The sequence below is a fragment of the Salibacterium salarium genome (genome assembly GCF_030813635.1).
Classification (GTDB): domain Bacteria; phylum Bacillota; class Bacilli; order Bacillales; family Marinococcaceae; genus Salibacterium; species Salibacterium salarium.
This window is the reverse complement of the sequence record NZ_JAUSUM010000006.1, coordinates 1-13076: the sequence shown is the minus strand read 5'-3', so window position 1 is coordinate 13076 and position 13076 is coordinate 1. Positions and strand designations below refer to the sequence as shown.

15 protein-coding genes and 1 other annotated feature are annotated in these 13076 nt (G+C 40.8%); of the genes, 2 read left to right on the top strand and 13 right to left on the bottom strand.

Translation table 11 applies throughout. The annotated features are described in order from the left end of the window. Window positions 1–39: 39 nt before the first annotated feature. The 3 genes from J2S78_RS16785 to metG form a co-directional block, all read right to left on the bottom strand. On the bottom strand, window positions 40–1251 hold the full coding sequence (locus J2S78_RS16785; RefSeq protein WP_306900426.1) for a G5 and 3D domain-containing protein: 1212 nt from the start codon (window positions 1249–1251) through the stop codon (window positions 40–42). A 220-nt stretch (window positions 1252–1471) separates the two neighbouring features. Continuing rightward, entirely contained in the window at window positions 1472–2239 is a 768-nt protein-coding gene (locus J2S78_RS16780; RefSeq protein WP_306900424.1) for a TatD family hydrolase, read from the bottom strand. A 91-nt stretch (window positions 2240–2330) separates the two neighbouring features. After that, entirely contained in the window at window positions 2331–4322 is a 1992-nt protein-coding gene (gene metG, locus J2S78_RS16775; protein WP_306900423.1) for a methionine--tRNA ligase, read from the bottom strand. 197 nt (window positions 4323–4519) lie between these two features. Next, window positions 4520–4793 (bottom strand) — a binding site (T-box leader). Window positions 4794–5185: 392 nt separating this feature from the next. Here metG and abrB point away from each other — a divergent pair. Both abrB and J2S78_RS16765 read left to right on the top strand, forming a co-directional pair. Next, window positions 5186–5470: a transition state genes transcriptional regulator AbrB gene (gene abrB, locus J2S78_RS16770; protein WP_125561338.1), complete on the top strand. Its 285-nt coding sequence runs from the start codon at window positions 5186–5188 to the stop codon at window positions 5468–5470. Between the two features lie 70 nt (window positions 5471–5540). Next, entirely contained in the window at window positions 5541–5696 is a 156-nt protein-coding gene (locus J2S78_RS16765) for a hypothetical protein (protein WP_306900422.1), read from the top strand. 86 nt (window positions 5697–5782) lie between these two features. Here J2S78_RS16765 and rsmI read toward each other — a convergent pair whose 3' ends face one another. The 10 genes from rsmI to J2S78_RS16715 form a co-directional block, all read right to left on the bottom strand. Further along, entirely contained in the window at window positions 5783–6655 is an 873-nt protein-coding gene (gene rsmI, locus J2S78_RS16760) for a 16S rRNA (cytidine(1402)-2'-O)-methyltransferase (RefSeq protein ID WP_306900421.1), read from the bottom strand. Next, on the bottom strand, window positions 6652–6921 hold the full coding sequence (locus J2S78_RS16755; protein ID WP_306900419.1) for a GIY-YIG nuclease family protein: 270 nt from the start codon (window positions 6919–6921) through the stop codon (window positions 6652–6654). The genes rsmI and J2S78_RS16755 overlap by 4 nt, the downstream gene beginning before the upstream one ends. After that, window positions 6908–7645 carry a tRNA1(Val) (adenine(37)-N6)-methyltransferase gene (locus tag J2S78_RS16750; RefSeq protein ID WP_306900418.1) on the bottom strand — a complete coding sequence of 246 codons (738 nt, stop codon included), beginning with the start codon at window positions 7643–7645 and terminating at the stop codon, window positions 6908–6910. The genes J2S78_RS16755 and J2S78_RS16750 overlap by 14 nt, the downstream gene beginning before the upstream one ends. A 102-nt stretch (window positions 7646–7747) precedes the next feature. Continuing rightward, window positions 7748–8092, bottom strand: a complete 345-nt coding sequence (gene yabA / locus J2S78_RS16745; RefSeq protein ID WP_125561332.1) for a DNA replication initiation control protein YabA — start codon at window positions 8090–8092, stop codon at window positions 7748–7750. A 28-nt stretch (window positions 8093–8120) separates the two neighbouring features. Next, on the bottom strand, window positions 8121–8936 hold the full coding sequence (locus J2S78_RS16740; RefSeq protein ID WP_306900416.1) for a PSP1 domain-containing protein: 816 nt from the start codon (window positions 8934–8936) through the stop codon (window positions 8121–8123). 2 nt (window positions 8937–8938) lie between these two features. Next, entirely contained in the window at window positions 8939–9925 is a 987-nt protein-coding gene (gene holB, locus J2S78_RS16735) for a DNA polymerase III subunit delta' (RefSeq protein WP_306900415.1), read from the bottom strand. Window positions 9926–9940: 15 nt separating this feature from the next. Then, window positions 9941–10270, bottom strand: a complete 330-nt coding sequence (darA, locus tag J2S78_RS16730) for a cyclic di-AMP receptor DarA (RefSeq protein ID WP_125563612.1) — start codon at window positions 10268–10270, stop codon at window positions 9941–9943. A 98-nt stretch (window positions 10271–10368) separates the two neighbouring features. Beyond that, window positions 10369–11004, bottom strand: coding sequence for a dTMP kinase (gene tmk, locus J2S78_RS16725; protein WP_306900413.1), 636 nt, complete (start codon window positions 11002–11004; stop codon window positions 10369–10371). Next, complete coding sequence (locus J2S78_RS16720) at window positions 11001–12458, bottom strand: aminotransferase class I/II-fold pyridoxal phosphate-dependent enzyme (RefSeq protein ID WP_306900412.1); 1458 nt, start codon at window positions 12456–12458, stop codon at window positions 11001–11003. The genes tmk and J2S78_RS16720 overlap by 4 nt, the downstream gene beginning before the upstream one ends. Before the next feature lie 83 nt (window positions 12459–12541). Next, a complete protein-coding gene (locus J2S78_RS16715; RefSeq protein ID WP_306900410.1) occupies window positions 12542–12733 on the bottom strand; it encodes a sigma factor G inhibitor Gin in 192 nt (63 codons plus the stop codon). Window positions 12734–13076: the final 343 nt, after the last annotated feature.

The following is a 13076-nucleotide window of genomic DNA, read 5'->3' as shown; positions in this document are numbered from 1 at the left end:
GTAAACGCCGCATTCACACCCTTCATTATTAAATATATATTATTCCAATACAGTAACTTCGACGGTTTGTCTTCCAAAACGGTTCGCTTCCGCTTTTGATGAAACATGTAAATCAATTCTATTGCCATTTATAGCGCCGCCTGTATCAGCGGCAGTGGCTTCTCCATAACCTTCCACATACACTCTAGAACCAAGTGGAATGACAGATGGATCAACCGCTACAACTTTTGCATTGGGGCTGTTATTTAAATTAACCCCCGTAGCTGTCACGCCAGAACATCCTGTGCAATCTGCCGTGTAGGCTGTGGCATGCATTGAAATCGTCCTTCCATTCGAACCAGCTGCTCCCGGACTTTCTCCACGAGAAACCGTTGCTGTTTGTTCGCTTGGACCAACAGCCACTACTTGATCTCGACTCTCTTTGACTTCTGTTTCGTCTATAAGTTCACGGGATACTTCTTCCCCATTTTCAAGAACGACGTTGTATTTCTTTTCAACCTTACCTTTTTCCCCGTCTTCTACTACTTCTTCAGCACCTTGAGCAAGGGAATCATCACGGCGGGTAACTGTCGCATAGTCCACTTCTTCTTCTACGACATCCGTCACCTCTTCGACACGAATAATTTGAATCTCCGTTTCATCGGTAATCATTTTTTCCTTTCCTGGTTCAACACGATCGTTCCCATCAAGCTCTCGATCAGCATCTTCCAGTAAATCATAGACACTTGCTGAAGTTGTCATCACTTCTTCTGCCCCATCCTCATCCTTCACAGTAACAGGAAAAGCAGATTCATAAGTCACATGCATTCCTTCTTCAATTGATTCATCAAGTTCTTTATTTATATAGTCATGATTGCTAACTTTGATGTCCTGGTTGTCCATTACTTCCTCCACTGTCGCAGCTGTGGTCCAAATGTCTTGTTCTTCCCCGTCTTCGGAGACCGTTATTTGTTTGGCCTTGTTCCACTCAAGCTTCATATTTCCGACAATGGGTTCTTGCAAAGAAGAGCTTAATTCATCCTCTTCTGCTACGTTAAAATTCTGTTCTTTCAGTAATTCATCTACCGTTTTAGCATGTGTTGCAACGGTGACTTTCTCTTCTTCATCGATTTCAATCGTTACAGTGGCTTTAGTCGTTTCGTAGACAGCATAGAAAAGACCAGCCGCTGTTAGAAGAAGTACGGAAAAGACCAGAATCATGCTTTTTCCCGGCTTTAAACCCGAAAAAAGATCATTCCATTTAGAAACCATAATCTAATCCTCCTCTACAAGCAAGAAATTATAGACACTTCCTCCTTCCTTGTCAACCAATTCATTTTAATGCCATTGTCTTCTATTATTTAAGAAAAACGGCAAAAAGAAAACACCATTCCATCGACAACGAATGTTATGAAAAGGTTGAGATGTATAGAAGATATTCGAAAGAACCGTTGCAACGACACGGTTAGATAAAAAATTACAGAGAATCCCGTCAACTTATATGGAAAAGTTTTTTTGCGTTTCTGGTTGTCTGTTCAGCAAGTTCTTCGAGCGACATTTCTTTTAGCTCTGCCACTTTTTCAGCCACCAGTTTTACATAAGCAGGCTCGTTTCTTTTTCCTCGATTAGGATGTGGGGCGAGAAACGGACAATCTGTTTCTACCAACAATCGATCCATTGGAATTTCTTTGGCTACTTCTTTTGGGAGTTTTGCATTTTTAAACGTAACGGGGCCTCCAAATGAAATGTGAAAATTCATATCAAGGCACTGTCTAGCGATCTCCATGTCTCCTCCAAAACAGTGCATGATTCCACCCGTTTCTGAAGCATTCTCTTCTTTTAAAATATCTACAATATCTTGATGAGCTTCCCGATCATGAATGATAATAGGAAGATTTACCTTCTTCGCCAAATGAATTTGTTTGCGAAATGCTTCTTTTTGTACTTCTTTTGGAGACTTGTCCCAATGATAATCAAGTCCTGTTTCGCCAATTGCTACAACTTTTGGATGAGCAGAAAGTTCTTCTATCCATTTTAAGTCATTATCCGTCATATCCACAGCATCTACAGGATGCCAACCTATCGACGCATATAGAAAGTCATAGTCCTCCACCAACTGCATTGCTTTTTTTATTGTTTCATGATCAAATCCCACAACATTCATCGATTCCACACCCGCTTCTTGCGCTCGTGCAATCGTTTCTTCTAAATCCTCTTCAAATGAATCAATATTTAAATGTACATGCGTATCAAATAACATAGTGACATTCCACCTTTTCTATCAATTTTAGAGAAAATAAAGGCTGACCTAAAAGTTCATATAACTTTCAGGCCAGACTCTCCAAAATATATTAATTTACTTCAGAACCATTTGGAAGATTCTCATCGATTGTCGCTAATGTCAGCTCTTTTCCTTGAGAGGCTGCCAAAATCATTCCTTGAGACAATTCTCCTCTTAGTTTAACCGGCTTTAAATTCGTTACACAAATGACCTTTCTACCTTCTAAATCAGCAGGGTCATAATGCTCTGCTATGCCAGAAACAACCTGTCGCTTCTCATTCCCCAAATCAAGCTGTATTTTTAACAGTTTATCCGTTTTTTTCACTGGTTCTGCTGAAATCACTTCTGCTACTTTTAATTTCACACTTGCAAAATCATCGATTGAAATTTCCTGTTCTTGTTCTTCCTCCTCATCTTGTTCCGTATCCTCTTCTGTTTTTACCGTACCGCCCATATCTTGAATGATATTGGCAACTTCCTCTTCCATTTCAAGACGCGGGAAGATGGGTTCGCCTTTTTTCACTAGTTTTGTACCTTCTGGCAGTTGACCAAACTCTCTCATCGTTTCCCACTCCGTGCAATCAGAAGGAATACCGAGTTGATGCCAGATTTTTGCTGGGGTTTCTGTCATAAACGGCTGAATCATAATCGATATATAGCGCAAGGATTCTGCCAAATGGTAGAGCACCGTTCCTAATTGCTCCTGTTGTGCTTCGTCTTTTGCCAGCATCCATGGCTGTGTTTCGTCAATATACTTATTCGTACGGCTAACCAACTGCCAAATTGCTGTTAAGGCAACCGAAAACTCCATATCTTCCATCGCATGTTCTACTTTTTCAACAGTGGCCTCAACCGTATCAAGCAGAGACTCATCATAAGGAGTGCCATCTTTTAAATAAGCAGGCAGTTTCCCGTCAAAGTATTTGTTTATCATCGCTACGGTGCGATTTAATAAGTTACCAAGATCATTTGCCAAATCGTAGTTCAAACGTTCCACGAATCCTTCCGGAGTAAACACGCCATCAGACCCAAATGGTACTTCGCGTAGCAAGTAATAACGAAGAGCATCCAAGCCATAGCGGTTAATCAACGGTACAGGATCAACAACGTTTCCTTTTGATTTGGACATTTTACCGTCTTTCATCAACAACCAGCCATGTCCGAAAACTTTATTAGGAAGAGGTAGATCAAGTGCCATCAACATAATTGGCCAGTAAATTGTATGGAAACGAACAATTTCTTTACCAACTAAATGTACATCTGCCGGCCAGTAGTTTTTAAAATCTTCATCGTCTTCTGTGCCATATCCCAGTGCTGTAATATAGTTAGACAACGCATCAATCCAGACATAAACAACATGTTCAGGATCACTATCTACCGGAATCCCCCATTCAAACGCCGTACGTGAAACAGCAAGGTCTTCCAAACCTGGTTTAATAAAGTTGTTGATCATTTCATTTTTACGTGACTCGGGTTGAATGAACTCTGGATTGTCTTCATAAAATTGTAATAGTCGGTCTGCATATTTACTCATTCGGAAGAAATACGATTTCTCTCGCACCCATTCCACCGGATGACCGCTTTCCGGACTATATCCTCCTACAATAACTCCTCTTTCATCATAGACGGGATCTTCAAGTTGAAGTTCTGTAAAAAAAGATTCATCTGATACAGAATACCAACCTTCATACTCACTTAAATAAATATCCCCGTTCTTTTTGAGGGTTTCAAAAATTTGCTGAACGACTTTTTTATGTCTATCTTCTGTCGTACGAATAAAGTCATCATAAGAAATATCAAGCTTGTCCCACAAATTTTTAATGCCTGCCACAATGTCATCCACAAACTGCTGCGGTGAGACACCTTTGTCTTCTGCTTTTCGCTCAATCTTTTGGCCGTGCTCATCCGTTCCTGTTAAGTATCTTACATCATACCCGCGCAGACGTTTGTATCTCGCCATTGCATCTCCTGCTACTGTTGTATAAGCATGACCAATGTGTAACTTATCACTAGGATAATATATCGGGGTTGTAATATAAAAACTATCTTTTGGTTCTGCCATGTTTCATCCTCCTTTTTTATTCATAAGAAAAGCGCAAGCGCCCTGGGGAGCCGCGACAGGTTCTGGACCGGGCGCGAAGGGCAGCCTGCTGCCCGGAGTCGCACGGGAAGAAACCCCGAGCGGCTGGGCGCTGAAGCTGGATCCCAAAAACGCCACATTTTATACTTTCTTACCTCACAAAAAAGACTCCCGTCCTCGAAAGGGACGAGAGCCTGACTCACGTGGTACCACCCAAATTTCTCCATTTTTTACAATAATGGAGCTTAGCGCGTTCATTCACTATTTCCTTTACAGGGGAAAGTGAATCAACGTCCTCTTTAACGCAGAAATACGTTCTTCCCTTACAACGAACGGCTCGAAAAGAATTCCTCCCGGGACCATATTCAAGAGTTCTTCCCTGTACCGGTTTCCAGCTACCCTCCGGCTCTCTGTGACAGTTTTCCCCTTTACTTATCCCTTCATCAGAAAAAATATCATGTTTTATCCGTTTCCTTCTCATTAAGACTATAACGAAGCGGATTTGATGTGTCAAGATAGACACGCATGGATAAGGTTTGGCAACCAATACGTATGCATTTTTCGACATTAACATAAATATTTTGTCGAATTTTGTTATATAATTTTGTTTTATCTGCAAACTAAATGTATAATAAACAGAGGAAATCACCTTATACCTTACTAAAAATTTTTACTTAATTACCGTTATAACAACTATTTAATTAATATAGTAAAAATTTTCAAAGTTTATGAGGTTTTTATTGCAAAGTAATTGACGTGTTTTGGAAAGATTGGTATTCTTAGTTTATAAAGATAGAAAAATGTCGAATGATGACGTGCATAACATTTTCGAGGAGGAACTTTAAATGAAATCAACTGGAATTGTAAGAAAAGTAGACGAGCTGGGCCGGGTTGTTATCCCGATTGAGCTCCGCAGAACTCTAGATATTGCTGAAAAAGATGCGCTTGAAATTTATGTCGATGACGACCGCATCGTTCTTAAAAAGTACAAGCCTAATATGACCTGTCAGGTCACCGGTGAAGTATCAGATGAGAATATTTCACTGGCAGATGGTAAGATTATTCTATCCCCAGAAGGCGCAGAAAATGTAATCAAAGAGCTTCAAAGCTATGTCGACAATAGCAAGTAATAAATAACAATGGGGCTCCCGAAATAATAAAAAGAGATTCCGATTATCGTTTGATGATCGGAATCTCTTTTTGGTTGCTAGTTTTGCCCCAACCTCTTTATGGAGGACGGGAACAGACATTGGTTCCGTTATTGGGAGTGAAAAAGGATTAATGGAAGGGCGCGCGGACATCCGTTCCGCTAATGGCCGTGGAGAAAGTGAAATTGTCGAGATTTCAAAGAAATAAAGGAACAAATGTCCCGACAAAGACGGAAAATGAGAGAAATGAGAAAAATAAGGGAATAAATGTCCGCGCAACTCTGCCTCTTCGTTCTATGATAAATCGTGAAAAGCTGCGTAAACCTCTCTCTTTGGGAGCCCGCGTTCTTTCGCTGTCTCTTTAATGGCTTCTTTTGAAGACATATCCTTTTCCATGTGAAGTTGAACATGGGTCAAAATATCTATTTCTTCCCACCAACTATCTTCCGGTCTTTTTTCTTCAGGGTCCGCTCCTTCAACAATCACACAACATTCCCCTTTTACATTTTGCTCTTCAAGATAATCTTTTAATTCAGCAATCGTGCCTCGTACCAGTTCCTCGAATTTTTTTGTGATTTCTCTAGCCAGCACCACTTTTCTATTTTTCCATTTTTCTTCTAAGTGACTGACCATTTCCTTTAAACGATGAGGGGATTCATAGAAAATCAAAGGTGCTTTCACGTAAGAAAGATCGTTTATTTCTGCTTCTCTATCTTTCTTTTTCCGAGGTAAGAATCCATAAAAGTAAAAAGGACCGCCTCCAAATCCTGAAGCGGTAAGAGCTGTCACAGCGGCGTTAGCACCTGGAAGAGAAATGACAGAAATACCTTCTTGCTGCGCTTGTTCCACAATTTCCTTGCCAGGATCTGAAACAAGTGGGGTGCCTGCGTCGCTGACCAATGCGACTTTTTTTCCTTCTGTTAATAAAGATATAATTTTACTTCCTTTATTATCCTTATTATGCTCATGATAGCTGTCCAAGTCTGTAGAAATCTCAAAGTGCGAGCAAAGCTTTCGCGTTTGTCTTGTATCTTCTGCAAATATAATATCGACTTCTTCCATTATACGTATTGCTCGAAACGTCATATCCTCCAAGTTTCCTATAGGAGTGGGCACGAGATATAATGCTGCCTCTTCTTCAGTTCGAAAGCTTTGTTGATGTATCATGGATTATCCTCCATTACCTTTTGAAGCAATGCCTGCTTATCTTTGCGTTTCATTTTTTTCATGTCATATTCTACCTGCATTGCTTCCCTTTTTGTTGGAAATCGTTGTTTATACACTAGCCGTAACGGACCTCGTCCTCTTGTATACTTAGCACCTTTTCCACTTTTATGCATTTGTATCCGCTGTTCTACATTAGTTGTGTAGCCCGTGTAATACGTACCATCACCACATTCTAGTATATACACATAATGATCAGGTTCCTTCATAATATGTTTTAAACTCCTCTGTATAGGTGCCATTTTCTGAGTACACGGTTAGTGGGGGAAGACAAGTCATTCCCGGCTTTCCCTCTTTTATTCCTTCTATAAGAAGAATATTAGCATCTTTATCCGCTTTTGGAAAAATACATTTCATGCGTTTTGGCTCGATACGATACTTTCGAAATGTTTCTATGAGTTCCGGCAGTCGTTCTGGACGATGTACCATCGCCAATTTTCCCTTTTGCTTCACCAATTTCGACGCTGCTTGGATAATGTCATCTAATGTCCCGTATTTTTCATGACGAGCAGCAGTAAAAGATGGATTTGTATTTTGATCCTTATCCATAGCGGTTGCAAAGTAAGGAGGATTGCAAGTGACCAAGTCTGCTTCTCCTGTTTTATTTACTAACTTTTTTTCACGCACATCGGCTTCAATAAAAGAAAGCTGTGTTTGCAATTGATTATATTGAGCGCTTCGGCGCGCCATATCGACAAGCTTAGACTGAATTTCGACTCCCGTCATCGAAACCTCGCTTCTAGTTGAAAGAACAAGCGGAATAACCCCATTTCCGCTGCATAAATCAATGATAGAACCCTTTGTTATTGGAACGTATGCAAATCTTGCAAGAAGAACAGCATCTATCGTAAACGAAAAGACATGTTGGCTTTGGATAATATGTAAGCCGCTTGAAATGAAATCAAATCTCTCTCCTTCAAACAATGTCGTCATTATTTTCACCATGCTTTATTATGTTATTCATTCTTTAGTCGTCAGCACAATAATAATACAAAAGAGGCTGCCCCTTGTAAACAGGAGCAGCTCCGTTATCATTTATTTCTGGTTAAGAAAAGAAAGGCAAAACAAGCAATCTCCCTCTGCTCTCAAGCTGCCATAATGCATATTGCAAATATGAAATCCTTCATGGTACAAGCGGGCTAGATTATCATGTCCTTCCCCTACAGTTGCCTTATCTTGGGAAGATTCTGTTTCATTTGATTGTTCCGAGGTGTCTTTTTCGTCCAAAAGTTCTCGTAAATGTTGATTCTCCATCGCTAACGCATGATTCTCTTCGATGAGCATAGCCAGTTGTTCTTTTAGCTCTCCCAGCTCATCATGGAAGGTACCGATGCGCTCTTCCATATGAATGACTTGTGAGAATATTTCTTTCTTCTCCACGTTCCTTCCACCTCAATCACCCTTATCTTCAGCTCACAATATATCCTTCATCCATTAATTCATCCAAACTGTATTCCAACATATCTGACACTTCTCTGAGTTCTACTTGCACAAGGCGTTCTAAAATATTAATTCCTGTTACTTTACCCTCGCCTTGTGGTGTTGTAATATGTTCTCCAATATCAGGAAGTTCTTTTTTAGCCGTTTCATAGTGGTCGTTTTCATACTTTAAACAGCACATAAGTCGACCACACAAGCCCGATATTTTAGCTGGATTAAGGGATAAATTTTGATCTTTAGCCATTTTAATAGAAACCGGCTCAAAATCTCCAAGGAAGGTAGAGCAACACAGGACGCGTCCACAAGGCCCGATACCTCCGAGCAGTTTTGCTTCATCACGGACACCAATTTGCCGAAGTTCTATACGGGTACGAAACACTGATGCTAAGTCTTTTACCAAATTACGGAAATCGATTCTGCCTTCCGCGGTAAAATAAAAGAGCACTTTATTGCGATCAAATGTGTATGCTGCATCGACAAGCTTCATGTCCAAATCATGTTCTTCAATTTTGGCTTCGCATACTTCATATGCTTTCTGGGAAAGCTCTTTATTCTCTGCAATCGTCAATTTGTCATTTTCATTAGCAACGCGGACAACTTCTTTCAACGGAAGAACAACATCTTCCTTGCCTACTTGTTTTTTGTCCAGCACTACTTTCCCAAATTCTAAACCGCGGGACGTTTCAACAACGACCCATTCCTCTTTTTCTATATTCAAATTGCCTGGAGAAAAGTAATATATTTTTCCAGCTTTCTTAAATCTAACTCCTATCACTTCATGCAAAACTATGATCCCTCCTGTAAACGGAGCAGTAAATGCTCCATGAGAAGCTGGGCATTTACATTGGCGCGAAGTCGGCGTTTCGCATCAAGGATCAGCTGCAGCCTTTTTGCAACCTCCGTCTCTGACATAAGGATAACTTGCTGTTCCAATCTTTCGGTTAGATCGGGATAAGCAAGGTTTTGCTGTCCATATTTAACTGTCAAAAGGTCGCGATACCAGAAAAGCAGCAAATCCAAGCCGATGTCCAGCTCTTCTCTATCTTTAAAATGGGTGAGCCACTTTTCCTGTAATGTTAACAACATCTGCTGAGGCCTATGGTGAACCTCTTCCACTAATTGTATCACTAGAGCTCTCCCCTGTACAATCCAGTCTGAGTTCTCTCCCGTATAATTGCCGCCAACGTCATCCGGTAATTTTGCTAAAAGAGCTGCCGCTGTTTTAGAAGAACCCTGCGCCTCAAACATTTCTATTCGTCTTTCCAATTCAGGAGGCGCAAACGAAATCTTTTGAGACCGTGAAATGATAGTATCAAGCATAAAATGGACATTCTCTGTTAGAAGAAGGGCTAAAGTGGGACTTTCCGGTTCTTCCAAAAATTTAAGGAGACTGTTTGCAGCACTTGCCGTCATTTTATCGGCATCATTTACAATATATATTTTGACTTCCGTTTCCATACCTTTGTACGTTAACTCTTTTTGAAGAGCCTCTACTTGAGCTTTTTTGATGGAAGCTCCTTCTGGTTCCAACAGCATCACGTCCGGATGATTGCCATGTTCAACTCTGCGGCATTCACTGCACGAACCACAAGGAGCTGCGTCTTGTTTATAGGGGCAGTAAAGACTTTGGGCCATCAGCATAGCTACTGCCTTTTTACCTGCCCCTCTCATCCCTTCAAAAATATAGGCATGAGCCAGTCTATCTTTTTCTATGCTTCGTTTGAGCATATTCATAACTGTCGGCTGTTGGACCTGCATCTCATTCCAATCCATCGCTATCCCTCTTCGTTAAAACTGTTCAAACTGTTCTACTTGCATAATAAACACGGTTGCTCCGCCAACTTGAACCTCTACTGGGTACGGAACATAAGAATCTGCATTCCCACCCATCGGGGATACCGGGGCAACCAGTTGATCACGGGTTTTACAGTTATCTTGTATAATGTCTAATACAGACTGAACGTGATTGTCTTCTACACCAATAAGAAACGTTGTATTCCCAGCTCTTAAAAAGCCCCCCGTACTAGCAAGCTTTGTTGCACGATAATCCTGCTCCACCAGTGCGTTAGATAGTCTATTGCTGTCCTTGTCTTGTACAACGGCTACAATTAACTTCATCGGAACACCTCTTTCTTTTAAATCCTTATAACGATCTTTCTTTTCTTTTATATTACTTTATATGAAACGAAAATGAAATCGGAAATATCACTCTTATTTTATCGATTCAGTACTGACAAAATATGATTTTTTGTTTCTTGAACGACATCTTCTACTGGCATGTCCGCCTCTATTTTGTGAATCCGATCGGGAAAACGTTCTAATAATGTCTGATAGGCCTCATACACTTCCTTATGAAAATTAATGGCTTCCTGATCGAGCCTGTTAAACTCTCGTTTTTTATTTTCTCGAATACGAGTAAGACCCTTGTCTGGCGTGATATCCAAATAGATTGTCGCATCAGGAAAATGATCTTCAATCGCAAATTGATTCATAGATAATACTTCTTCCATTCCAATGCCACGCGCTGCTCCTTGATAAGCTAAGCTGCTGTCAATAAATCGGTCACAAAGAACAATATATCCTTTTTTCAGTGCAGGTATTACTTTTTCAACAAGATGTTGTCTTCTAGCAGCAGCATACAAAAGGGCTTCCGTTCGTCGTTCCATCATTGTATGCTCCGGGTCTAATATAATGGAACGTATTTTTTCAGCTATATCAATGCCCCCCGGTTCCCTTGTTTTCATAATTTTGCGGCCATCCTCTTCAAGGCTCGCATACACATGCTCAAGTACGGTTGTCTTTCCCGCACCTTCGCATCCTTCAAATGTAATAAAAACTCCCTTTTCGGTCATGTTTCCCCATCCTTCTTCCATATACTTATATACCAATTTCCCTTTTTATCTTTCACACCACCGTGAATGGCACCACCTTCTGCTAGCCATTGACGCAAATACGTATAACGCTCCCCTATTAATGTTTCTCCTTTTAAAAAGAGCGGGATTCCCGGAGGATAAGGAATCAAATCTGCTCCTGCTTTTTCTCCATAAGACTCTTCTACAAGTTCCTGTTGTTGTTCACCTTCTCTTCGTGAAATATTATCATGTATCGGTTGAATACCAAAAGACGGAGGAAGCAGTGGAGGCCTGTAACAATCGTCTATTACCTCCTGCTCCATCATCTGTTTTACCGCTTCACCAATATAATCATATGTCCACTCGGGTACCTCTTCAAAAGACAGAAAGAAAAGGACATGCCGGTGGTCAGCTAGTTCCGTAAAAATATATTTTTCTTCCAAATAACGTTGCAGCATCCAACCGCTGTATCCGTCAGGAACTTGTACAATACATTTCAGCGGGTCTTGTGTTATTCCCTCCGGAACAACAGCTTCTCTCAATTTAGAAGAAGCGTTTAAAATGTTTCGTTTCTGTTCGGACAGATGCGCAGCGATTTCATCATCCTCTCGTTGCATCAACTCAAACAAATATTGTCTCGCAACGTCCAAAGAAGCCATGAGAGGGTAGGAAGGACTGCTGGATTGGACCATAGCAATCGCCTCTTGCAAGGCTTGGACACTAACTTTGCTTGAATGTCCAATATGTAGGAAGCCTGTCATCGTTAAGGCTGGTAGTGTCTTATGGGCTGATTGAACAACCACGTCCGCTCCTTGTGTTAACGCCGAATCCGGAAAAATGGATCCCGCTCGAAAGTGAGCTCCGTGCGCTTCGTCGACAAGGACAACTCCCCCTCTGTCATGAACATGTTCAATCAAAAGTCGAAGCGCAGGAGTCCAACCATAATAACTTGGCGATGTTAATATAAGTCCACGGGCAGAAGGATAGGACTGATATGCAGCTTCTACCGTTTGAAAAGACACACCTAGTGATAAAAGAGAAGCTTCATCATACTCCGGATATAAAAACACAGGCTTCACCCCGGCAAGGCGAAGACCATTAATAATGGACTTATGGGTATCACGCTGCACCAACACCACGTCGTCTTGTTGAAAAGCAGCTAGCAACATAGCCAGATTCCCAGCAGTAGACCCACCAACAAGAAAAAATGTATGAGCACTATCATACACTTGTGACGCAAGTTTCTGGGCAGCAGCAATGACACCATCGGGCTCATGTAAATCATCTAACCCTGAAAGTTCCGTTTGATCAAAATCCAACAAGGAAGAAAAAAATTCTTTTCCTGCACTAGGCATAGCCGATCCATTTTTATGACCAGGTACGTGAAAAGAAACCGGACGTTTGTCATTATGTCGTTGTAAAGCCTCCACAATAGGCAGAACACGTTGATTCATCAAGTGATCCCTCATTTACTATGAATCATCATTCTTTACTTGAAATTATGACGCACTCTACTCATTCTTGCAATTCTCCATTTCTATGATAACAATGCAGAAGCCTTTATTTTCCTTAATTTTTGAATGGTTTCTTTATAAGCCGGGTCCTCAGGTTCTAAACGAACAATAGCTCTTTCACACTGATGACATAAGAAAGATTCCAAAATATGAATCCCTCGTGTTTCATAGCTTTCACATAGAACACAACGTTCCATCCATTCGCTGTTTTTCATACGTACACACCTCCTATGAATCTTATTTTTCCCTAAAATCATCCTTGTATTCATAGACAACTCGATATAGATGAATTACTATATTCTATGTCTTTTAGTCAAAAGTGGAAGGTATAGTATTAGAAATGGAGAAAAATAAAATTTCACTTCGCGACTAGAGAAGACCCTGCCTTCGACTCCAGCTAGAGATGAACGATGCAATACAACCAACGCCACCTTTTAAATTTTCTTATCCTATAAAAAAAAGCTGCCAGATGATATATCTGACAACCTTTTTGGTATGGCCTGGCGACGTCCTACTTTCACAAAGGGTTGCCCCTTCATTATCATCGGCGCTAAAGAG